The sequence below is a fragment of the Mucilaginibacter sp. P1_A3 genome, from assembly GCF_056406855.1.
The window spans coordinates 60,442-84,866 of record NZ_JBFTZJ010000013.1; the positions used below are offsets into that span (position 1 = coordinate 60,442).

At 41.5% G+C, this 24,425-nt stretch carries 14 protein-coding genes; 12 read left to right on the top strand and 2 right to left on the bottom strand.

Features of this window, described 5'->3' with window-relative positions; all coding sequences use genetic code 11:
- Window positions 1-120: 120 nt before the first annotated feature.
- Entirely contained in the window at window positions 121-1,674 is a 1,554-nt protein-coding gene (locus AC1D0K_RS25185; protein ID WP_477392156.1) for a lipase maturation factor family protein, read from the bottom strand.
- Between the two features lie 433 nt (window positions 1,675-2,107).
- Here AC1D0K_RS25185 and AC1D0K_RS25190 point away from each other — a divergent pair, with 433 nt between their 5' ends.
- The 4 genes from AC1D0K_RS25190 to AC1D0K_RS25205 all read left to right on the top strand — a co-directional run bounded on the left by AC1D0K_RS25190 (window position 2,108) and on the right by AC1D0K_RS25205 (window position 9,157).
- Window positions 2,108-3,685: a tetratricopeptide repeat protein gene (locus AC1D0K_RS25190; RefSeq protein WP_477441854.1), complete on the top strand. Its 1,578-nt coding sequence runs from the start codon at window positions 2,108-2,110 to the stop codon at window positions 3,683-3,685.
- 272 nt (window positions 3,686-3,957) lie between these two features.
- A complete protein-coding gene (locus AC1D0K_RS25195; RefSeq protein WP_477441856.1) occupies window positions 3,958-6,717 on the top strand; it encodes a TonB-dependent receptor in 2,760 nt (919 codons plus the stop codon).
- A gap of 27 nt (window positions 6,718-6,744) precedes the next feature.
- Window positions 6,745-7,998 (top strand): right-handed parallel beta-helix repeat-containing protein, encoded by a 1,254-nt coding sequence (locus AC1D0K_RS25200; protein ID WP_477392153.1) that lies wholly within the window; start codon window positions 6,745-6,747, stop codon window positions 7,996-7,998.
- A 61-nt stretch (window positions 7,999-8,059) separates the two neighbouring features.
- Window positions 8,060-9,157, top strand: a complete 1,098-nt coding sequence (locus AC1D0K_RS25205) for a phytase (protein WP_477392152.1) — start codon at window positions 8,060-8,062, stop codon at window positions 9,155-9,157.
- A 104-nt stretch (window positions 9,158-9,261) separates the two neighbouring features.
- Here the strand turns inward: AC1D0K_RS25205 and AC1D0K_RS25210 are convergent, their stop codons facing one another.
- Window positions 9,262-10,395 carry a metallophosphoesterase family protein gene (locus AC1D0K_RS25210; protein WP_477392151.1) on the bottom strand — a complete coding sequence of 378 codons (1,134 nt, stop codon included), beginning with the start codon at window positions 10,393-10,395 and terminating at the stop codon, window positions 9,262-9,264.
- Window positions 10,396-10,686: 291 nt separating this feature from the next.
- On the opposite strand from AC1D0K_RS25210, the gene AC1D0K_RS25215 reads away from it, so the two are divergent.
- From AC1D0K_RS25215 to AC1D0K_RS25250, 8 genes are all read left to right on the top strand, one after another.
- Window positions 10,687-13,422, top strand: a complete 2,736-nt coding sequence (locus AC1D0K_RS25215; protein ID WP_477441858.1) for a bifunctional YncE family protein/alkaline phosphatase family protein — start codon at window positions 10,687-10,689, stop codon at window positions 13,420-13,422.
- A 420-nt stretch (window positions 13,423-13,842) separates the two neighbouring features.
- Window positions 13,843-14,391, top strand: a complete 549-nt coding sequence (locus AC1D0K_RS25220) for a hypothetical protein (protein WP_477397802.1) — start codon at window positions 13,843-13,845, stop codon at window positions 14,389-14,391.
- Window positions 14,392-14,660: 269 nt separating this feature from the next.
- A complete protein-coding gene (locus AC1D0K_RS25225; RefSeq protein WP_477397804.1) occupies window positions 14,661-16,898 on the top strand; it encodes a CRTAC1 family protein in 2,238 nt (745 codons plus the stop codon).
- A gap of 86 nt (window positions 16,899-16,984) precedes the next feature.
- Window positions 16,985-17,359, top strand: coding sequence for a hypothetical protein (locus AC1D0K_RS25230; RefSeq protein WP_295714678.1), 375 nt, complete (start codon window positions 16,985-16,987; stop codon window positions 17,357-17,359).
- A gap of 221 nt (window positions 17,360-17,580) precedes the next feature.
- A complete protein-coding gene (locus AC1D0K_RS25235; RefSeq protein WP_477397806.1) occupies window positions 17,581-18,774 on the top strand; it encodes a hypothetical protein in 1,194 nt (397 codons plus the stop codon).
- Window positions 18,775-18,873: 99 nt separating this feature from the next.
- Entirely contained in the window at window positions 18,874-19,557 is a 684-nt protein-coding gene (locus tag AC1D0K_RS25240) for an SGNH/GDSL hydrolase family protein (RefSeq protein WP_477397808.1), read from the top strand.
- A gap of 119 nt (window positions 19,558-19,676) precedes the next feature.
- Window positions 19,677-21,860, top strand: a complete 2,184-nt coding sequence (locus AC1D0K_RS25245) for a hypothetical protein (protein ID WP_477397810.1) — start codon at window positions 19,677-19,679, stop codon at window positions 21,858-21,860.
- Window positions 21,861-22,066: 206 nt separating this feature from the next.
- Window positions 22,067-24,343: a GH92 family glycosyl hydrolase gene (locus tag AC1D0K_RS25250; protein ID WP_477397812.1), complete on the top strand. Its 2,277-nt coding sequence runs from the start codon at window positions 22,067-22,069 to the stop codon at window positions 24,341-24,343.
- The last annotated feature ends 82 nt before the right edge of the window (window positions 24,344-24,425 follow it).

Genomic DNA, 24,425 nt, shown 5'->3' on the forward strand with positions numbered 1-24,425 from the left:
CCATGCAGGGACGACTTCAAAATTATTCATTTTTTGTATAATATTTATGGCCTCGCTGAATTAGGAATGCCGGGTAATTCTCCATTTTGATAAACAGCCGTTTATTTGAGTTTACCCCAATTAAGGTATCCAACCTTCACTTTTTAAGAATTTAACCAGGCGCGGATCTTTTGCCGAAGTAGGTGGAATCCAGATATTGATTTGTTCGCGATTCCACCAAAGGCCTTGTGGGTTGCCTGGTTTCGCAAACTTATAACGGTACAACACTGCCCGGATATATCGCGGTGGCTGGTTGGGAAAGGGATTGTCAGCAAATAAATTTACAGCACCGGGATCATTGTGAAGCAGTTTCCACATCAGGTTCAGCGTCCAGGGGTATTCATCGGGAGATGACATTGCGGCAAACCACATTTGCCAGTCTAAGCGCAACTGGTAGGGAGCTATTTGTGGCGGTTGTTTGTTAAGTAATACAGGCAGTCCTTTGTATATATAGGGTTTCCAATTGGCTTTGTCGTCGGGCGTCTCGTCCATTGTTCCTTCAAATATTACATTCAAACGTTCTCGTCCCACACTTCCAAATGCGCCATAAGTATTCACGAGGTCAAGAGGATCATAGGAGGTGTTCATGATTTGCGCCGGAGATAGGATGTTAAGGGCCGGCTGAATGCTCAGGATGGCAATAAGGCAGGCAATAACCCAGGCGGTGATTTGCATAGGTTGAGATTCTTCTTCTCGACCGGCAGCGGCTGCCGCTTTATGAACCAGCGCGCGGGGAAGAACTCCCGACCAGAAACCATCATCGAAACAGGCTAAGGCAGGGATGATGGTAAGCCAGTTTAAAAACGAAAGATTGCCACTGAGGATAATGGTGAACTGGAATAACACGATAATAACTCCGGCAATGTGCCGAACAAGGCGTGGGCCAAATACAAACCAGGGTGCAGCAAGCTCGGCCAGCCAATTGAACCATACACCAATTTTGAGCATGGTATGCGGCATGAAATGAAGCCACCGGCTCAACGGACCGGGAATGGGTTGTGTTTCGAAGTGGTAATATAAGGCGGTACCATCGCGCCATACTTTATCGCCGCGAAACTTGATCAACCCGGAACCAAGCATGATACGGCAGATAAGCCATCGGAACAAAACGATGATGGGCATAGGCGGCGGGTACCTGGGAAATGGCCGCGGATCCAGTAGCGGGCATAGGAAGATGGCTATAAATCCAGTTTCGCTGAGTTGGATCTCCCAGCCGTATCCATACCAATCCTGCCCTGCATGAACGAAAGACATGTACAGAAACCAGAGTACAGCAAGCAACGGCGCATTTGCATAACCTGCCATTAATACGCAGGAAAGTATCAACCCAAGCCAGGCGGCAATTAAAAGTGCCGAATCTGAATGCCAAAGCCAAAAGATTGAAGGCAGGCGCAGGAACCCAGCCTGGGCAGAACCAAGCGCGGCGCTTATCTGTTTTAAGTAAATGCCAACCGGCAGCAACCCATTAGACCCGATTAAAGGAACAATCTGATTAATTGCCACCAGGAAAGCTACAACGTAGACTGCACCTAACAAACGAAGAATTACAAACCGGGTAAGCCAGTAGGTTGGCGGGTTACCCGGCTCCCAGGATGCCCCGCCCAATTCGCTATCCATTTTATTTATCGCTTCCATTTGCAATTTATAAGAGGCTGTCTAAAAATAAATAAACCGACGTTATCGGTTCGTGCATACCTATGATGTGTTAAAAAAAAACTATTTGTCATCCTGAACGCAGTGAAGGATCTATTATTCGCCATGCTTCTTCGCCCTGCACAGTCTGCGAATAGATCCTTCACTGCGTTCAGGATGACAATTTTTTTAAATCCTATATAAAATTAACGTCTTTTTGATCAATTAAAAGGCTTGTAATCGATGTGTCTGGTATTGCATTCATGTAAAATGCCTGTTAACATTATCGTCATACTGATTACTTTACTTTGTTTTGGAAAAGCTTTAGTATTTTGAGGCTGTATTAAAAATTAGCGAGATATAAAAAATGATAAGTACGGGCAGGCAGGTTATAAGGTATTTCGTTATAAATTGCTTGTGCCTGCTTACGATAATTTTGCCAGCAGGCCTTCATGCCCAGGATAAGCAATTATCCAATACAATGGCGATAAGTCAAAACCATCCCGATTCTGCACTAAATATTTTGAAGAAAGTATATGCTGCAGCTACAGAGGGCAATGATGTTTTAACAACCGGGATCTGTTTGCAGCAAATGGGGGTAATTTGCTTTAACCAGGGGCATTATGCACAGGCGCTTGATTTTTATTTACGGGCTGATAAAATATTTGAGACATCAAACAATAAGGAACTATTGGCGGCCAATTTGAGCCAGATGGGCATATTGTATTATTATAATAAGGAGATCAGGAAATCGCGGGCATTATATGATAAAGCGCTATCCATATATAAACAGGACGGGAATTTAAAGGGTGAGGCCGATGTTTTTGGAAATATCGGTCATCTTTACGAAAAGCATCAGCAGTATGATAGTGCTTTTTATTACCAAAACCTTGCTTTAAATAAGTATCAAAAAATCAACTTTAAACAAGGAGCTGCAAAGATCTATGAAAACTTAGGCAGCATTTATGAAGATCAGGCCCGGTATGATTCTGCTTATAATTGTTTCAACAGATCATTGCTGCTTTACCAGCAGGTTAATAATGAAATAGGCAGCATTGAGGTTGTTAATAACCTTGGCGATATATTACGCAAAACCGGCAAGTATGAAGAAAGCTTAAAACTATCATACAAAGCATTAAGCCTTGCGCAGCAAACCAGTAATACCTATCAGCTTGCGGCCGCCTGTCGGGACTTGGGCAAGGCTTACAAACTATTGAACCGGCTGGATAGCGCCTACCATTATATTGAGCTTAGCCGTAAATATTCGTTGGAGGTTTATTCAAAAGAAGGGGTGAACCAAACAGCCTTTTTGCAGGTGCTTTATGATATAAATAAAAAAAGCGATGAAATATCAAGGTTAAACAGCATCCGTAAAACCAACCAGGTAATTACCATTGCCGAAATAATTGTGGTTGTTTTACTGGTTGTTTTGGGCCTGGTTATTTTTAGCAGGCAACGTTTAAAAATTAAAGATCAACGCGTACTTGCGGCCCAAAAGGAATCGATTTTTGCAACCCAGCATGAACTGATGAACCTGGAGCTAAAAAACAAACAGCTGCAGGAAGAAACGTTAAAGCAGCAGTTGGAGCTAAAAAGCAAAGAATTATCCAACCATACTTTAAACCTGATAAAAAATAATCAGCTGTTGGAGAGCCTGCGTAATACCCTCCAGGAAATGGTTAAGGAGGATAAACGCGATCAGAAGAAACAGATGCAGCAGATCATTCACCAGATAAACCAAAGCTTTAACCACGAACAGCACTGGAAAGAGTTTACTGCCGTGTTTGAGCAGGTACACCAGCGGTTTTTTGAAGATCTGAAGAAACATAGTAATGAACTTACCTCGGCAGATATGCGGTTGATCGCCCTGCTTAAGATTAACCTCGACTCTAAAGACATCTCCACCCTGTTAGGGATATCTATGGATAGCCTGCGGGTGTCCAGATACCGCCTGCGTAAAAAACTTAGCCTTAACCAGGGCGATAACCTATCCGCGTTTATCCAAACGCTTTAAAACTAATTCCTTTATGCTCAAAGGGTGCAGTTTAGCCCAATAAATCGCTTAATATTATCTTAATGTAACGGTAACTAAATGATAATGGCGTTTTGTTAATGATGTAAATATTTGATTGTTAATTACTTGTGTCTTTTTGTTGCTATGTTGTATATGGCATATGTAACGGTGTATACTTTTTGTAACAGCCTAAATTTCATTGTTGCATTTGGCTGTTACACCTTTGCGCCACAAAAAAACGAATAAACATTGTTGAATAAACGAATTTAAAAATGAATAAACTTATACAGCTATTATTGGTATTTGTGTTTTGCGCAACTGCCGCAAGCGCTACTACATTAAAAGGTCATGTTTATGATCAAAGCACGGGTGAGCCACTTGTTGGCGCAACAGTTATTCTTGATAAGGCCAATAAAGTAACCTCGACAGGGCTCGATGGTTCTTTTGAACTCAAGGGTGTTTCTGCCGGTTCATTTTCTCTTCGTGTTTCTTTTTTATCCTATAAAACGGTTGTTAAGGAACTTGATATTAAAAAAGAAGATAACCCACATGTGAAAATTTACATGCAGGCAAACGGAAAGGATTTACAGGAAGTTTCCATAACATCAAAAAAAGATGGATCGGCCGAGCATGAGGCCCGCCGTATTGAGCAGCAATCTGTGCAGGTTATGAATATAGTATCGGGCCGGGCTATTGAGGCGTCACCCGATTTGACTGTGGCCAACGCTATCCAACGTGTATCCGGAGTGTCGGTAGAGCGTAACAGCAATGGCGACGCGCAGTATGCTATTTTAAGAGGTATGGATAAACGGTACAATTATACCCTGGTAAATGGAGTTAAAATCCCAAGTCCCGATAATCAATACCGCTATGTTCCGCTTGATATATTCCCTGCCGATTTATTGGAAAGGCTTGAAATATACAAAACCCTTACCCCCAACCTGGAAGGCGATGCCGTTGGTGGGGTAGTTAACATGGTAATGAAAGATGCACCAAGCCGTTTCCAGGTGAATGCCAATTTAGCAGGCGGGTACAACCAGTTGTTTTTCGACCGTAATTTCCTCGGTTACCAATCATCGGCCATAAACCACAAGTCGCCTTATGAAATTGGGGGCAAAAATTTCCAGGCAACCCAAACCGATTTTCCTAAAGGCACATTAAACTATGATTCAAAGAAACCGGCTCCAAACCTGGTAGGGAGTTTATCAATAGGGCAGCGATTTTTTAATGATAAGCTGGGCGTTATTTTGGCGGGCAGCTACCAAAATACCTACAGAGGCAGTAACAGTACCTTTTATAGTTCGGCGGTAAACAGTACCGATCAGTATGCCGTAATCACGGGTCAAAGTAAGCGTCAATATTCAGAACAGCAAAAGCGTTATGGCTTACACGGTAAGGTTGATTACGTGTTTGATAAAAACAATAAACTGAGCTTGTATAACGTATACGTAAAACTGGATAACATCCAAACCAGAGATGCGGTATCTACCAATTACTCTACCGGTTATAATCCTTCGGCAGGTGATGCGGAATTAGGTTACTCCACCCGTACCCGTTTAACCCAGCAGCAAATATACAATAGCACTTTGCATGGCGATCATAAGCTATTTGATAACAAATTAAAGATCCAATGGTCTGCAGTTTATTCATCAGCCAAAAAAGATGTGCCCGATAATACAACCATTTCACTGAGTGGCGTACGTGATAATAATGTTGACAGGCGTACCGTGGTTGATCAAAGCACCCACCGCTGGGAACGCAACACCGATGAAGATAAATCTGGTTATTTGGATATCACCTACACCGTACCTGTTGGTAATGTAAATGTTGATTTTACGGCAGGCGGCTTGTACAGAGATAAGCAACGCAGCAGTTTTTTTAATAACTACACCCTTTACCCGGTCAACACCGCGGCATTGTATGGTACCGATTTTCAAAACTATACCGATGTAGCGTGGGCTGTTCAAAATCCAGGGGGCGCTGTAAATAACCCATTAACCTATGATGCTTCTGAAAAAACAAGCGCTGGTTACGGTATGTTTAAATTTACGGCTAATGCTTTGCAGGTAATTGGTGGCGCCCGGGTTGAGCATACCAACCAGGCATATAACCTGTTGTTTCCGGCTGGTGAGCTAAAACCTAAAGGAAGCCAGATTTATACCGATGTATTGCCAAGTTTAACTTTAAAATATAAACTGGGCGATAAAGACCAGCTGCATGCATCATACTTCAAGTCGCTTAACCGCCCGGGCTTTTATGAAATTGTACCAAGCAAGGTAGTAAACGAAGAATACCAGGAACGCGGTAACCCGGATTTGAAACGCGCCAAAGCAGATAATTTTGATTTACGCTATGAACTGTTCCCTGATGCATCTGAGCAATTATTGGTAGGGGGCTTTTATAAATCTATAAAAGATCCTATTGAATACACCTTCCAGGCAGATGCCACCCGTGGACAGGATATTTATTATAGTCCGGGTAATTTTGGTACCGCGCGTAACTATGGTGCAGAGATTGATTACATTAAATTCTTTAATAAATTCGGTATCAAGGCCAACTATACCTATACCCACTCACGCATTACCACGCCTAAAACTTCAAGGGTAATTAACAGTTCAACAGGTGATGTAGAGGCCGTTTCGGTTGAGCAATCACGCCCGCTTTACGGCCAGTCGGCCCATATTGCTAATATTTCTTTACTCTATAAGGATACCAAAAAAGGTTGGGATGCACAGCTGGCCGGTGCTTATACCGGGCAACGTATCAATACAGTTTCACAGTTTTTAAATAATGACCTGTGGCAGAAAGGCTTTATACAGATGGACTTCTCGGCCGAAAAAAGATTTAAAAGTGGTTTAAGTGTGTTTTTAAAGGCGGGAAACCTGCTTAACACACCAACCAAACTGTTCATCAAAGGCACCAATCCCGAGAATTTAAAAATTCAGGAGAAGCTTGTGTCAAACGGGCAAACGTTAATCCGCGAGGACTATTATAAACAAAGTTACCTGTTAGGTATCAGGTATAAATTATAAAAACATCATCATTTAAAAATATATAAAATGAACTTAAAACAAATTTTTGCAGGTTTCGCATTATCGGTTGTGATTTTTGCAGGTTGCCAAAAAGCAAATATTGATGTTGATACTACGCCGGCTGATGGATCGGCTATTGGTGAGGTATCGGGTGTATGGGCAAAAGGAAGTACACAGATGATCAAGGGCGATATTATTATCCCGGCCGGAAAATCATTAACTATTGAAGAGGGTGTAACGGTAGTGATGGATACTGTTGCCAAGCCCGAAATTATTGTAAAAGGAAATCTTTACTCCTATGGTACAGCAGAAAACCCGGTAAAATTTACCGTAAACGATGCTTATAAAACAACAGCCAAAAAATTTGGCAGGCTATGGGGAGGTATACTTGCTGCCCCAAGTTGTGCCGAGCTGGTGCTTGATAATACCATATTGGAATACGGCGGCTCTACAACCTCTGATGCTTCAACATCGGTAAAACAGGGCTTGTACAAGGCGGTAAGCGGCGAAAATTTACCTGCATTGTGGTTTTCAAACGTTAACGGAAAGCTTATAGTAGTAAATAGCATCATCAGGAACTTTAACGAAGATTGTACCTATATAGAAGGTGGAAAAGTGATTTTTGCCAACAACTTATTTTACACCACAGGCATTACCGGTGGCGAGGCCATGAATTTTAAATCGGGATGTTTGGCAGATTTGGCCTATAACATGGTATACAGTGCCAATACCAATGCCTTTAAACTATCAAACACAGGCGACCGTGTGCCCCAGGCTTATATTATAGCTTATAATAATACTATGATCAACACGGGCTGGAGAAGGCCTACCGCCAAAGGAGGATCTGTTTGGCTGGAAAGCACAGTGCGTGCCGATTTATATAATAACCTTTTTGCCAATACCCGTTTTGGAGTTAAAAGAGATACCAAGAAGCCCGAGGATAAACGATCTGTATATAGCAATAACTGGTATTATGGGTTTGACCAGGCTACGGTTAATCAGTTTCAGCCCAGTGCCGAAATTGTGGCAGGTGTAAATGATGTGATTGGCAAAACTGCCGGCGCTAATGATCCGCAGTTTGTAAATTATCCCTTGAGTACATCAACCAGCAACGCTGATTTTAATACCAGCTGGGATTTTCATCTAAAAGCAGGTTCGCCGGCGTTAACAAAAGGCATAACTACTTTTACCAGGCACCACGCGGCAGGTATTATTGTAAATGGTATAACCTATAAATCTCCTGATCCATCAAGCTTTGTAGGCGCCTTCGGAACAAAGTAAAAATAATTTATAATTCACCACAGGCGGTTGCTGCATAGCAACCGCCTGGTATTTTAATTGAATGAACAGATTTAATATTTTCTATATAGGGCCATTTGCTTTATTACTCTTTAACACGGCATGCGGACAAACTACTGCCAATAAAATCAATCTCAATTTACCGGGCATAAATTCGCCGGAGATAAAGCCCGTTGTTGTTACAGATCCGGTGGAATTTGATACCGATGATCCGGCAATTTGGATTAACCGCAATGATCCTGCGCAAAGTTTGATCATTGGCACGGATAAAAACAGTGATGGCGCGCTTTATGTTTTTAACCTGGAAGGTAAAATATTAGCTAACAAAACCGTGAAAGGGCTTAAGCGCCCCAATAACGTGGATATTGCCTACGGCTTAATGTTAAACGGAAAGCCAACGGATATTGCCATTACTACAGAACGCATGACGCATAAGCTCCGTATATATTCCCTTCCAGATTTGAAACCGGTAGATAACGGAGGTATTGAAGCATTTGCCGGTGAAACGGGTAACGAGTACCGCGATTTGATGGGGATATCCATTTATACGGCAAAAAATGGTAAGATGTTCGCTATTGTAGGTCGTAAAAATGGCCCATTAAAAGGGGGATACATTTGGCAGTACTTACTTACCGATGATGGTACCGGTAATGTAAAGGCGCAGCTTGTACGTAAGTTTGGTGAGTATAGCGGCAAAAAGGAGATTGAATCTATCGCGGTAGATAATGAGCTGGGTTATATTTATTACTCGGACGAGCAGGTTGGTGTAAGGCAATACTATGCAGATCCTGAAAAGGGGAATAAGCAGCTTGCTATATTTGGAACAAGCGGTTTCCTGGCCGATCACGAAGGAATCTCCATTTACAAATTATCTGATACTACAGGATATATTTTGGTGTCAGATCAGGGAGCTAATCGTTTCCAGGTATTTAACCGGGAGGGCACCAAAAGCAATCCTTTTGAACATCGTTTAATAAAAGTGGCAAATGTTGCCGCACGCCAAAGCGATGGATCGGATGTTGTAGCGATACCGCTTAACGACACCTTTAAACACGGTATTTTTGTAGTAATGAGTAACGATAGAACTTTTCATTATTACCGCTGGGAAGATATAGCCGGGAGCGATTTAAAAATAAAATAATAAGCCTTTTGCTATAAGCCGCGATAAGTAATCTGTTAATACGGGTTGCTTATCGCGGCCTGGCGTTTTGAAATGTGAGGGGGCACAAATAATGTTCAAAGCCTTCAGGCGTAAGCCTCAAGGCTTTTTTGCCTGATGCTTTTGCTAATGGTAAAGGAGTCGACCAATGTAATTTCCTCATTGGGGTTTATGCTAAAATAGTTGCCGTTAAGTGATATGCCGTCTTCTTCCTTATTGATGCCTATTTGCAGAAAGCCATGCCCTGTATCATAATAGTTCATCAGTTTAACATCATCAAGTTGTGGAATATCGGCTGTAAAACGATCATCATCTGTGGTGGCTACGGGGTGCAACTCATCAAAGCCACCTGCACCTGCTATCACAAAGGATATGCTTTTGCCATCAGTATAATTTTTGCAAAATCTTTGATAATTATGCACATGGCCGCTGAAAACAATATCGGGCTTTTTGCCTGCGGTTTCAAAGGCTTCCTCCAAAAAAGTGATCATCGGCAGGCTTGAGCCATGATTGATATCTGCCGAATAGGGTGCATGGTGTATACAAACTATCAGCATTTTATCGGGGCTGGCAGAGCGGAGCTCTTCAATAAACCAGTTTTTTTGCTCTTCGGTTATAACACCAAATTTAGGCACGTTACTATATAGCCCAATTATGGTAGCTAAAGGCGTTTCCATGGTCCAGTAAATATTGGGCTGTACCATGCTTTTCCGTTTGGTTTGATTGCTGAAAGCAACAGGCCGCGATGTGGTATCACAAAATACTTTGGTAAAGGCATCCAAACTTTTGTAGGGATGAGTGCTTAAGGGATTAATATCGCTGTCATGATTCCCGGCTATCGCGAAAATGGGACCGGGGTAGTTGCCAAAGGATTGAAAGAATTGCCTATCATATTGTTCTGCTTCTCCGTAATGGTAAACCACATCTCCCAAATGATATAAAAACTGCGGACCGTCATCCGGTTTGCTTTCTTTATTACATTGGCTGGCCATGGTATTGGCTATTAACTGCTGCAATGCCGGGTTGCCAACGCCTCCTGTGTCCCCAATCATGTGGAATGCCATGTGCTGATCACTTACCTGGGGTAAAACATCTTTCAATACCAAATGGTAGGGGTATTTGCCAGATGGGGCAGGCAGTGGCTTAAATTTATAGGTATCGTCGGGCTGGTCTTTTTTAAAAACCGGTGTTTTATATTTTAGATTTTTGAGGGATTTCATTTTAATCATAATAAACTCAAAAGTACTAAATCAATATAAAGGGACGATTAAATATACCAAAGCTTGCACGATATAGACAAAACTTATAGAAATTATAAAACCAATCGAGTTTATTGATATTGATAAATTGGTAAATAATGATGAGCTATTTTACATGATTAATGCATTTTATGACAAAGGCCATTGTAAAATTTATAACGACAATTAGCCCGCCGTTTATTAATTTACTATTTGGTAACCTGTTTTACATGTTAATGCTATATTTTTATCAATTGCAACTATCAACAAATCATGATTAAAAGATCGTTAAAACTATATCCTGTAACGCTTTGTATAATAGGTATTTTGGCAGCATGTCATTCGGTGCCAAAAAGCCGCCCGGCTATTGATAGTGAAGAGGTAAACATGCATAGTGCTTATGATGACAGTACCCTAAGCCGAAATGTTTTGCCTGTTTTAATGCCATATAACCGCATTGTTGATCCCGCCGGTAAAGTGGTATCCTTTGGCGATGCTGAGGACGAAAACCATAGCATGGATGTAAGGCTTATTCCCGGCAGCCCGCAGATTGCCGTTGAAGACAGGTACGGAATTGCTGTAATAGATACCGTATCCGGCAAGGTTATCACCCGGTGGACTTACAAGGCAAGCAATCAGTATAAAGGACTTTCAAGTACCTATTCGGGTTTAAAAGTGTTGAAGTTGAACAATCAAACGCAAATATTCTGGAGTGCTGCAGCGGGTAAAGGCAAAGAGTCAAAGTCGTATGTTTTCCAGGCGGTATTTGATGGCGCTGCTATCAGCATTAAAAATACTTTTGATTTTAAGCCCGAAGGCGAATCGCCACTTGCCTTACCTAATGATGTAGCCATTAATAATGAGAACGGAACCAACTACTTGTACGTGGTTTTAAACGGGAATAACCAGCTGGTAAAAATAGACCTTAATACCGGCAAAACGGTATGGACCAAGCCTACAGGTGTTGCCCCTTACGGAATTGTAATTGCCAAAAACAAGGCATTTGTAACAAACTGGGCCGGCCCTGAAGCGGTAGATACCCTTACTCGCGAAACCGCGGGTGTACCTTACGGGAAAACATATATTGATCCTAAAACCGGAGCCACAGCGCTGGGCACTGTGATGGTGATAGGCCTTGCTAAAGGCGATGTTATCAAAGAAATTCCGGTTGGTTTGCACCCCAATGCCATTATTAGTAGTGCCGATGAAGCTTTTGTTTATATCGCCAATGGCAATAGCGATATGGTTTCGGTTATATCTGCCATTTCGCTTCAAAATGTGGAGTCGATTGGTGTAAAATTGAATCCCGGCAAAAAGAGTTATATAGGCGATACTCCTAATGCATTGGCAATTGACCAAACAGGAACCACTTTGTATGTAGCCAATGGACTTGATAATGCGGTCGCGGTAGTAAAGCTGGGTTCAAAGGCATCGCGTAAGGGTGCTGCAAATAGCGAGGTAAGGGGATTTATTCCTACAGAAGCTTATCCGGGCGGCCTTGCAATAAGTGATCATACTTTGTTCGTTACCAACCTGGAAGGCGAGGGCGCACGCGTAAGCAGTAAAGAAATAAATAAAGCAGGCATTGATGCTGAAGTAGGCAATAACCCAGAGGCTGCTTATAATTCCCACCATCAAAAGGCAACGGTATCTATAATTTCTTTACCGGATGATAAGCAGCTGCAACAATACACCAAAAAGGTAAAAGATCTTAGTTTAAGCTTTAGGCAGGAGATTGCACAGTTGCTGCCCCGTAAAAATATTGCGCCACGCCCCATTCCCGAGCGTATTGGCGAGCCGTCGGTTTTTAAACACGTATTATACATCATCAAAGAGAACCGTACTTACGACCAGGTTTTAGGTGATATGCCAGAAGGTAACGGGATGAAATCGCTTTGTATTTATGGTGATAGCATTACACCAAACCAGCACAACATTGCACGCAATTTTTTACTGCTTGACAATTATTATGCATCGGGCAAATGCTCGGCCGAGGGACACCAGTGGACGGATGCAGCTATGGTTACCGACTATGTTGAAAAAAGTGTTCGCTCATGGTTCAGGAGTTACCCACATGTGCAGGAGGATGCATTGGTTTATGATGGTAATGGCTTTATATGGAACAACGCTGCCGACCATGGAAAAACGGTGAGAATTTATGGCGAGGCCTGCCAACCGCATTTTGATAATAAACTCACCTGGACGGATATTTACAACGATTACATGGCCGGTAAACCTTTTAAATTTACCAATACCAGCACCATATCGCGGGTAAGGCCCATGTTGTCGCAAAATTTTCCAGGATCTGATGAGCACCGGATCAATGAGCAGTTAAGGGCATCCACTTTTATTAAAGAAATTAATGATTATGAAAAACAGCCCGGCGATCAATTACCTAATTTAATGGTTATGGCCCTGTCATCAGATCATACGGTTGGTACAAGACCGGGCATGCCAACGCCCGAGGCTATGGTAGCCGACAATGACCTGGCGCTCGGCCGGATTGTGGAAGCCGTATCAAAAAGCAGGTTTTGGAAAAATACAGTAATTTTTGTTACGGAGGATGATTCCCAGGCTGGCTGGGATCACGTATCGGCGTATCGTACCACCGGTTTTGTGATAAGTCCTTATAGTCGTTTGCAGGGCAAAGTATCTAAAAACTACAACCAAACCTGCATAGTGCGCTCTATTGAGCAAATTTTAGGCATACCACCGATGAACATTATAGATGCTACAGCTTTACCTATGTTTGATTGCTTTACAAGCAAGCCGGCAAACTACACTTATAAAAGTTTGAAAAATAAAATTCCTATCAACACTATTAATCCAAAACTTTCCTCTTTAAAGGGTGCGGCCCTGCATTTCGCCAAACTATCATCATTGCCCGAGTATGATCATATTGATGGCGGAAACGATGATGTATTGAACCGGATACTATGGTATGCAGCTACTAAAGGTAAAAAAGCTTATCCCGCAAAACTGGCAGGTAAGGATAGCGATGATGATTAATTTTAGGTAATAAAGCAAGGCGCTCCGTTTGGCATCAGATATTTTGTAAATAAATAATACACGGGCCAGGCATCGGCCCGTTTCAATAAAGAAATCGTGTTTTAAATATCTGTATGGCAAATTTTGGCTAAAGCCGCTTTTTGTTCCTTTACTACCGTCCCATAAATGGGGCGGCAATGAACCCTCCGCTACTTTAAATGGGATCGGTCCTTAATCATTGCCGTTGGGCTTTAGCCAACGGTTAAATTGGCAGAAATCAGTTAAGGCTTTAGCCAAAAAATATTCATGGATTTTTAAAAGCGATTTCCCTGCCCCATTTCAACTTTCAGGCTGTGTTACAATGCAATATTTATAGCTAAACTTATTTTGATTTATAAATAATAAACCTCATATTTATAAATCAATACCTAAAAGCTCAACTTGAAGAAGTTTATTGCATTGCTGTTACTTAATATTCACTTCCTAAATATAGGAGGGCAGTTGGCAGTGCACCAGTATTTGGTTTATAAAACCGATAAATACTACAATCATCAGATCAGCAAAGGGTTGTATAATATTAAAGATCTTACAGAAATAGCCATTCCTGTTAATTTGCCTAATATTCATGACTGGAAAAACTTTGAGAACATAGCCGGTCAGATCCAGTTTGGTAATAACAGTTACAACTATGTAAAAATGAAAATTACCCGGACTGCCATTCACCTCATGTGCATTCCTAATTACGAAACTACCCGCCCGGTTGATAATAATGTACTTAATGCCAAAAAGGTTAAGGATATACCGGTATCTCAAAAAGATCATGTTCCGTATGGCAAAATAGTAATGATGGATAACCTTAGCTTATCCTTTGTACAATTTGAGTTTAATTGCCCCATTAAAAAATTGCAAAAAAACGTGGTACAGCCTGTACAGCGTTTAGTTCATTACCACCAGGACATTCCTGAGCAACCACCTAAAGTTTCCTGCTAATTCTCTCCTTATTTAGACCACTAAAGGCCTACCTGGTAAGTATTGTTGAATGTGTTTATCTGCAGTTTTTTGTATCCCTGCCGGGCAACTGTTAATAAATTAAATCATTCGCTTAATAATCAGGCATCCCTTTAATCAGCTTTAATTTGTTATGATGCTTTGTTTTTCAGGACATCAGGCATCGGCAGGTTTAAATACAAATTTATTTATCAAAACTAAAGTGGCATAATTCCCTGCAGGTTTACCTGTAGCGGCAAAAAGACAATCAAATGAAATTTAAAATAATATTGGCTTCAGTGCTCGTTGTAGCGCTTGGCTTCACCATAATAGCATCCAGTCAAACCTCTTCGCATGAAGAGATGATACAATTACTAAAAGCAATCAACCAAAAGAATAATACTATTTTAAATCCATTTAACCCCGAACGTAAAATTGAGTATTGCGATTCTGTACTCAAAATAGGGATTAATAACCAGGATTCATATTTATGGGCTTCAAAGGCCTCGCTTCTGTTGATGAAGGGGAAGGAAGAGCAAGCTGTTGATATTTATGAAAACATATTGAGCAAACTGGATTTCATGCCAACAGATGCTGTTTTTTCTGAATCCGGCATCGCTTATATGCGCCTCGGCGAGCGCAGCAATTGTATGCTTAACCATACCGGTTCTTCCTGTATTTTCCCTATTAAAAATGATGGGGTTCATAAAATTCAAACCGGCTCCAGAAAAGCCATTGAAACCTACAAAACTATTTTAAAGATTCACCCTGATGACCTGGAATCAAAATGGCTGATTAATATTGCCTATATGACCCTGGGCGAATACCCGGTAAAGGTGCCCAAAAATTTGTTGATCCCCGGCTTGAATGCCGATAGTGTTGCAGGCGTAAAACCATTTAAAGATATTGCCGCAAGCCTTGGTATTAATGTTAATGGCCGGGCCGGTGGTGTTGCTATTGATGATTTTAATAATGATGGATACCTGGATATCATCACATCTGGATGGGATTTGAGCGACCCTATGCATTACTTTCAGAACAACAAGGATGGTACATTTACCGATCGTACCGAACAAAGCGGTTTAACCGGTATAACAGGCGGATTAAATATTCAGCAAACAGACTTTAATAATGATGGTAACATAGATCTTTTTGTGTTAAGGGGGGCCTGGCTTACCAGGGGTTTTGGAAATCAGCCCAGCTCGCTGTTACGCAATAATGGCGATGGTACTTTTACAGATGTTACTATACCAAGCGGCTTGCTTTTCTTTCATCCAACCCAAACAGCCACCTGGGCCGATTTTAACAATGACGGCTGGCTTGATGTTTTTGTTGGTACCGAAACCTCAACCCAGGTACTTGATGCCAATTCATCTACCTGCGCATTGTATATTAATAACCATAATGGCACGTTTACCAATGTTACAAAAACGGCGCATTGCGATATTGTATCATTTGTAAAGGGTGTTACCTCGGCTGATTATAATAATGATGGTTACCCGGATATATTTATTTCGACCATGACCGGTAATAAGTACCTGCTCAAAAATAAAGGTATAAAGGGAGGCGGTGTTGATTTTGAAGATGTTACCGATAAAGCTGGAATTGGCAGCAATAAGGAACGGACATTTACAACCTGGTTTTATGATTATAACAATGATGGCTGGCAGGATATTATTGTAAGCGATTATCAGTTTGAGCGCTCCCTGGGATACTATAGTGCATCCCAGGCATTGGGCCGCCCTGTTGCAAATGCGGGTAATGTATTCTTATACAAAAATAACCAGGATGGTACTTTTACCAACGTAACCAAAGAGGCGGGATTAGATAAAGTAGTGTACAGTATGGGAGGCAACTTTGGCGATATTGACAATGATGGCTACCTGGATATGTATTTTGGAACGGGTAATCCCGATTTCAGGTCGTTGGTGCCTAACAAGATGTTTAAGAATGTTGGCGGTAAAAAATTTGTTGATATCACCACATCGTCTCGCCTGGGTAATTTGCAGAAAGGACACGGTATTGCATTTGCCGATCTCAGAAACACTGGCAGGCAGGATATTTTTGCCGAAATGGGAGGGGCCTATATCGGCGATTCGTATACCAGTTCTTTATACCTTAATCCCGAAACCAATGATAATAATTGGATAAGTTTAAAGCTGGATGGGGTAAAAGCCAATAAAGCCGCCATCGGGAGCCATATTAAACTAACCTTTACAGAAAACGGCGTTAAAAGAAGCGTGTATAAAGATGTAAATTCAGGAGGCAGTTTTGGTGCATCTCCGTTAAGGCAGGAAATGGGAATAGGGCAAGCCAAAATAATTGATGAAATTGAAATAAAGTGGGCCGGAAGCGGTACCGTTCAATATTTTAAAAATGTATTACCCAATCAGTTTTTGCATATCACCGAAGGGGTAGATCAATTTAAAGTAAATCAGCTTGCTAAATTAACGTTTATCGATAAGAAGGATATGTCGCTTTGTATGCCTATGACAGCGAAAATGAAGTAAGTGTTGGCTGTATTTAAAGTTGAATACAAACATTCTTTAATATCTAATTAAAATCAGCTACATTTATAGTAAAATAAACTTAGACGATGAAAAAACTATTATTACTATGCTGCATGTTAATTGGGTTAACAACAGCAAGTTTCGCGCAAAAAATGGCTGCAACCAAGCCAGAAGAAAAAGCGATGGAACTACAAAAAAAATTAAAACTTACTGATCCTCAATGCAAAAAAGTTGCTGCCATTTACCAGGAGTCATCAGAAAAATTTGAAAAGATAAAAGAAGCTAATAAAGGTGATAACGCCAAAATGGTGGTTGCTATTGAGCCGTTGCGTACTGCTACTATAAAAAAGATCAAGGGAGTTTTAACACCAAAACAGGCTGCAAAATATGATGCACTTGTAAAAGGTTCAAAAAACGCCGGCGGTAATGGCTGGAGTGACGGCTGGAGCGCAAGTAAATAAGTTTAAGATATTTGAACCAAACTTTGTTACTATCATTAAACACAAATCCCCCGGATGAAAGTCCGGGGGATTTGTGTTTTAATCAAAAGTCGGTTGTAATAATTCCCGGTTGTTAAGCTATTGTTAATTGAATGTGTTTTTAATGCTAAAAAATAATATGCAAAAGGTATTTATTATCAGTAGCTTTAATATATCCAATTATAAATTCCATGATCAGGCACATGAATGTATTGTATACATTGTTGCTGATCTTTACACTGACAACAGTTTATGGCCAGGGCAAAGATCAAAGGCTGTGCTTTGAGTTTTACCAGGGAACTTTTAATTGTGGAATTGATAGCAACGTGTTGGTTAATGTTCCTGTACAATTAACACCGCAATTGGTAAGAGCCTTTTATGCCGAAGTAAATGCCGGTAATTATAAACCCTTAATGGATTCATTAACTGCCTATAAGCAAAGGAGTAATTTAAACGATTGGCTTTACTATCAGCTTATCCGCAAGGTGGCCCAGCAAATTAGCCCTAAGGAAGTTAATTATAGCAGGTATACATTGTATAAGTGGTTTTTGCTGGCTAAGTCGGGATATGATGCGCGGCTGGCTTTAACTTCCAATAAGGTGATATTTTACGTGTTTAATGATGAAAAGGTAGAGGATATTCCATTTTTTGATGTGGATAACAAGAGGTATGTATGCTTAAATTATCATGATTATGCCAATGCCGATCTGCACCAGGATCCGCCTATTCCTGTAAACGTAGATATCCCGGAAGCCGTAAATGCTTTTTCATACAATGTAGAAAAGATGCCAGACTTTAACCCCGGAGATTACTTTGAAAAAGAATTGCAGTTTACCTACCGCCACAAAGTGTATTATTTTAATATAAAACTGAACAGGGAGGTAGAGGCCATTTTTAAAAACTACCCGGTAGTTGATTTTGGATCATATTTTAATATTCCGCTAAGCAAAGAAACCTATGGTTCGTTGATCCCGATGTTGAAAAAAAACATGAAGGGGATGAATGAAAAAAAAGGTGTGGATTATTTAATGCGGTTTACACGCTATGCTTTTTTATATGAAACCGATGAGGAAAACTTTGGGAAAGAAAAACGCCTGTCGCCCGAAGAAACATTGTTTGAAAAATATAGCGATTGTGATGACAGGGCTGCTTTGTTTTTTTACCTGGTAAAGGAAATATACAATTTGCCCATGATAGCGCTTTTGTACCCCACACATATTACCATGGCTGTACAGTTTGATAAGCCAGTTGGCAGCCCTATAGTTTACAAGGGGCAGATCTATTCGCTTTGCGAGCCTACGCCGCAAAAAGAAAACCTGGCAATAGGGCAGGTATCGGCAAAGCTAAAAGATAAATCCTATGAAGTGGTTTATCAATACATCCCCACTGTAAAATAAACTGCGTGAAAATATATGAATATTTAACCATCGCTGTGTTTAAATAATCCATATTATGTAGATACATAATTTATTATATTTGGGCTGATGTAGATCACCATGAAAGCATTATTCCTCAAAATCTCCTTACTGATTATTGGCCTGATTCCATCCATAGTCCTTGCCCAAACCCAACTCATTAAAAATCTTCGTGCAGGTAAAAAACAAACATTGGTGGTATATGGCACCAGTTTAACGGCTGGTGAGGGCGGTCGTGCCTGGGTTGATTCGGTGAACGCTGGATTAAATAAAAAATATGGCAACAACTTAACCGTGATCAATGCGGCAAAAAGCGCCATGTGGTCGGGCTGGGGCGTGCAGCACCTGGATGATAGTGTGATTAGTAAAAAGCCCGATGCTGTACTGATAGAGTTTGGGATGAATGACGCTTATTTGCCTTATAAAACATCGGTGGCATTGGCCCGGCTTAACCTAAACTATATGATTGACAGGATCAGGTTGTATAATCCCGGCTGCGAAGTGATTTTACAGGTAATGAATATAGCTATTAACAAGCATGCCGAAGCCCGGCCAAATCTGTTTGCCTATTACCAGGTGTACAGAGAAGTAGCTAAGCAAAAGGGAATATTGTTAATTGATCACTATCCCCATTGGCAGCAAATTCTTAACCAGGGGGAGGGCGTTTATCTTAAATATGTGCCCGATGGCATCCATCCAAGTGTGCAAAGCACAAAGGCTATTATAGCCCCATATGTATTACAAAAGTTAGTCGAAGGGCGTTGAATGGAATTTCTGTAATTATAATGATATAAAGCTATATTCAGTTGTAATAATTTACTATCTATGTGTGCCGGCAAGCTACCTGTTGATGCCGGTAACGTTATTTACCATTAAAACCACCTATGAAAAACATTTTACTTGCAAGTTGCTTAATCGTTTTAGCCGTTGCCGCTTATGCGCAAAAAACGACACCCTTATCACCACTAAAAGAAAAAACAGCTTTCCAAACAGGAAGTCCCTGGATGCCCGAGATTGATGTACGAAGCGACATTGCCATTGTTTACGGTACTAACGACAGGCCGGGCATGACCTTTGAGCAACGCGTACAATCATGGCGCGACCACGGTTATCAAACCAATTTTATGACGGGTATAGCCTGGGGCGATTACAAAGATTACTTTTTGGGTAAGTGGGATGGTAAAAACCACCTGGGGGTGGGGCAGGTAACACAAAAAGGCGATACCATTTTTCACGGTAAGGATATGCCTTATGTAGTGCCCGATGCCTCATTCATTGAATACATGAAAACCGCCGTGATTAAAAGGGTGATAGATGTAGGTATCACCAATATATTTTTGGAGGAACCTGAGTTTTGGGCACGTGCAGGTTATAGCGCGGGCTTTAAAGCGCAATGGCAAACTTATTACGGCTTTCCGTGGAAACCGCAGGATGCATCGGCAGAGAATACCTATTTGTCAAGCAAATTAAAGTATCACCTGTATTACGATGCCATAAAGCAGGTTTCATCATACGCCAAAGCCTATGGCAAAAGCAAGGGCTTAAACATAAAGGTATTTATTGCTACACATTCGCTGGTTAATTATTCGTCATGGCAGATTGTGAGCCCCGAAGCGAGCCTGGCCTCGCTGCCCGGTATTGACGGCTACATAGCGCAGGTGTGGACGGGTACTTCGCGCGAACCAACTTATTTTAACGGCTTGCAAAAGGAGCGCGTATTTGAAAATGCTTACCTGGAGTACGGTTCAATGGTATCTATGACCGCGCCAACCGGCCGCAAAATGTTCTTTTTGACGGATCCGATTGAAGACCGGCAACGCGACTGGAGCGATTATAAGCGCAATTACCAAGCTACATTTACCGCTAAATTATTGTACCCAACCGTATCTGATTATGAAGTGATGCCATGGCCCGAGCGCATTTACACCCACCCCTATAAAGTGGCCGGGAGTAATGAAAAGGTGCTGATACCGCAATATTACTCTACCCAAATGCAGATCATGGTGAATGCCTTGAATAGTATGCCTGCATCGGTTAACAAGGTAACCGGCGTAAATGGTATAGGTGTATTGATGAGTAATACGCTCATGTTTCAGCGTTTCCCTACCCATAATGGATTCGAAGATCCGCAGTTCTCCAATTTTTATGGGCAAACCCTGCCACTGTTAAAACGTGGGGTACCGGTGCAAACCGTGCATATGGAAAACCTGGGGTACGCGGCATCGTTAAAAAATATAAAAGTTTTGGTGCTGAGTTACTCCAATATGAAGCCTGTTTCGGCAGATGTGCATATGCAGTTAGCGGCCTGGGTAAAACAGGGTGGCGTTTTAATTTATTGCGGTCGCGATGATGATCCCTATCAATCTGTGATGGAATGGTGGAATACCAAAGGCAATAAATTCAGCGCCCCCTCTCAGCATTTATTTAAGCTGCTTGGTGTAACCCCAACCGGCAATGACCAGCAATTTAAAGTGGGCAAAGGGGCTGTATATGTGTTAAGGCAAAACCCCAAAGAGTATGTTTTGGCGGCTGATAAAGACAGTGACTACATCAACATTGTAAAACAGGCTTATGAAAAAGATGCCCATGCGGGCAACCTGATCTTTAAAAATAGTTTGTATTTGGAACGTGGTCCTTATGATATTGCATCGGTTTTAGATGAAAACTCCGATAGCAAGCCATTGACTATAAAAGGCCCTGTTATTGATCTTTTTGATCCTCAATTACCTGTACTGGCCGAAAAGATTATTAACCCCGGCGAGCAGGCTTTGCTGTATAACCTAAGCCGGGTGCCCAATAAAAAATTGCCCCAGGTTTTAACATCAGCATCAAGGATATATAGCGAAAATGTGACCGGCTCAAGCTATTCTTTTGTGGCAAAAAGCCCTGTAAAAACGCTGAATAGTGTACGCGTGTTGCTCCCCGGCGAGCCAAAGGAAACTTTAGTTACCGATAGCGGGGGCCAGGCAATTACCGATGTTAAAACATCATGGGATAAATCATCAAATACGCTTTACCTGGGTTTTGCCAACAGCCCGGATGGGGTAACTGTTAATTTGAAATGGTAAGTTTATTGCTGCAAAAAATTTAGGTTCTCATTAAATATTATTGCAAAAGTTTGTTGATACAGTGTATATTGCATTGTTTGGTTAAACGTTTTAGCACTACTGTAAATCAACGCTTTAGTAATTTTAGATGAGGTATTTGGAGTTGCCCCGAAAGGGTAATCAACGCCCGATAGTTTCATCGCCCTTTAAAAAATAATTTTTTATCAATGAAAAAACTATTCCTCCTGGCGTTTGCCTTTTTACCGGTAGCAGTTTTGGCGCAAGAAAAAATAGCGTCGCCGGTTGATCTGATTAACCCGCTTATGGGTACGGCTTCCAAGCCTTCACTCTCCAATGGTAATACTTACCCGGCAATTGCATTGCCATGGGGTATGAATTTCTGGACACCGCAAACCGGTAAAATGGGCGATGGCTGGCAATACACCTATGATGCCGATAAGATATTGGGCTTTAAACAAACCCACCAGCCTTCACCATGGATGAATGATTATGGCATGTTCTCCATCTTCCCGGAAACAGGTAAGTTAAAACTGAACGAAAAAGAACGCGCCAGCTGGTTCTCGCACAAGGCCGAAATTGTGAAACCATATTACTACAGTGTTTACCTCGCTGATTATGATGTAACCACCGAGATTACGCCAACAGAGCGTGCAGCCAGTTTCAGGTTTACTTTTCCTAAAAGCGATAGTTCACATATCGTAATAGATGCTTTTGATAAAGGATCATATGTGAAGATCATTCCGGGGGAGCAAAAGATAGTGGGTTATAGCACCAAAAACAGTGGTGCTGTACCGGCCAATTTCAAAAACTACTTTGTTATTTATGTAGATAAGCCTTTCGCGCTGGCTTCGGCATGGCATGATTGGAAAAAGGATAATGGCTCATTAGAGTATACCGGCGACCATGCAGGCGCTGTTATTACCCTTAAAACAGCTAAAGGCGAGCAGGTGCACCTAAAAGTGGCATCCTCATTTGTGAGCATCGAACAGGCAGAAATTAACCTGAAACGCGAGCTGGCCAATGATGATTTTGCGGTTACCGAGCAAAAAGCAAAAGATACCTGGAATAAAACATTAAGCAGGTTAAATGTAGAAGGCGGAACTATTGATCAAACTAAAACATTTTACTCCAGCTTATACAGGATGCTTTTCTTCCCCAACAAAATGTATGAGGTAAATGAAAAAGGCGAGAATATACATTACAGTCCTTTTAATGGCAAAGTAATGCCGGGTTACCTGTTTGCCGGTACAGGCTTTTGGGATACCTTCAGGGCGTTGTATCCTTTCCTTAACCTGGTTTACCCGTCTATCAACAAAGAAATGCAGGAAGGCCTGATCAATGATTACAAAGAAGGCGGATGGCTGCCGGAGTGGTCAAGCCCGGGTTATGCTGATTGTATGATCGGTAACAACTCTGCATCGGTAGTATCTGAAGCCTATCTTAAAGGCATGCGTGGATATGATATCGAAACGTTATACCAGGCCCTTAAGCATGGCGCCAATAATGAAGGCCCTAATGCTACCGGCCGTCGTGGAGTGCAATATTATAACACATTGGGTTATGTGCCTTACAACGTAAAAATAAATGAAAATGCTGCCCGTACCCTGGAGTATGCTTATGATGATTTTGCTATTTACCAGTTAGGAAAAGCCCTGGGCAAACCAAAATCAGAGATAGAGGTATACAAAAAACGCAGCCAGAACTACCGCAATATTTTTGATCCGGAAACCAAGCTGATGCGCGGTAAAAATCAGGATGGTTCTTTTGAAACACCGTTCAATCCGTTTAAATGGGGCGATGCGTTTACCGAAGGTAATAGCTGGCACTACAGCTGGGGTGTATTTCATGATATACAGGGCTTAATAAATCTGATGGGGGGCAAGCAGCAGTTTGTTGCCAAATTAGATTCGGTGTTTACTATGCCACCTACATTTGATGATAGCTATTATGGCGGCGTGATTCATGAGATTCGCGAGATGCAGATAGCCAACATGGGTCAGTACGCGCACGGTAACCAGCCTATACAGCACATGATATACCTATACAATCATGCAGGCCAGCCATGGAAAACCCAGTATTGGGCACGCGAAACCATGAACAAACTGTACAAAGCTACTCCCGACGGTTATTGCGGCGATGAGGATAATGGCCAAACATCGGCCTGGTATATCTTCTCGGCAATGGGCTTTTACCCGGTTACACCGGCCAGTGATCAATATGTATTGGGAGCGCCATTGTTTAAAAAGGTAACCATCAATTTAGAGAATGGTAAAACCATCACCATTAATGCTTCAAATAACAGTGCTGATAACAAGTATGTGAATAGCCTGAGCATTGATGGTAAGCCATATACCAACAACTGGGTAAGCCATAAGGCTTTATTAAACGGTGCTGAGTTGAATTTTGATATGATCGCGACACCAAATAAGGTGCGTGGTACAAAGGATGCAGATGTGCCTTATTCCATGAGCAACGAAAAATAGTTGCCTGTATTATTATTTACTAAATGCCAGGGGTTTGTTTAATAACAAGCCCCTTTTTTATTGCCTGTTATTTATTAGTTTT

Excerpts from the sequence above, each read along its gene's own strand:
- AC1D0K_RS25205 (WP_477392152.1), top strand. The coding sequence starts at position 8,060 with ATGAACAGATTTAATATTTTCTATATAGGGCCATTTGCTTTATTACTC.
- AC1D0K_RS25200 (WP_477392153.1), top strand. The coding sequence starts at position 6,745 with ATGAACTTAAAACAAATTTTTGCAGGTTTCGCATTATCGGTTGTGATT.
- AC1D0K_RS25250 (WP_477397812.1), top strand. The coding sequence starts at position 22,067 with ATGAAAAAACTATTCCTCCTGGCGTTTGCCTTTTTACCGGTAGCAGTT.
- AC1D0K_RS25240 (WP_477397808.1), top strand. The coding sequence starts at position 18,874 with ATGAAAGCATTATTCCTCAAAATCTCCTTACTGATTATTGGCCTGATT.
- AC1D0K_RS25225 (WP_477397804.1), top strand. The coding sequence starts at position 14,661 with ATGAAATTTAAAATAATATTGGCTTCAGTGCTCGTTGTAGCGCTTGGC.
- AC1D0K_RS25245 (WP_477397810.1), top strand. The coding sequence starts at position 19,677 with ATGAAAAACATTTTACTTGCAAGTTGCTTAATCGTTTTAGCCGTTGCC.
- AC1D0K_RS25185 (WP_477392156.1), bottom strand. The coding sequence starts at position 1,674 with ATGGAAGCGATAAATAAAATGGATAGCGAATTGGGCGGGGCATCCTGG.
- AC1D0K_RS25215 (WP_477441858.1), top strand. The coding sequence starts at position 10,687 with ATGATTAAAAGATCGTTAAAACTATATCCTGTAACGCTTTGTATAATA.
- AC1D0K_RS25235 (WP_477397806.1), top strand. The coding sequence starts at position 17,581 with ATGAATGTATTGTATACATTGTTGCTGATCTTTACACTGACAACAGTT.
- AC1D0K_RS25230 (WP_295714678.1), top strand. The coding sequence starts at position 16,985 with ATGAAAAAACTATTATTACTATGCTGCATGTTAATTGGGTTAACAACA.
- AC1D0K_RS25210 (WP_477392151.1), bottom strand. The coding sequence starts at position 10,395 with ATGAAATCCCTCAAAAATCTAAAATATAAAACACCGGTTTTTAAAAAA.
- AC1D0K_RS25195 (WP_477441856.1), top strand. The coding sequence starts at position 3,958 with ATGAATAAACTTATACAGCTATTATTGGTATTTGTGTTTTGCGCAACT.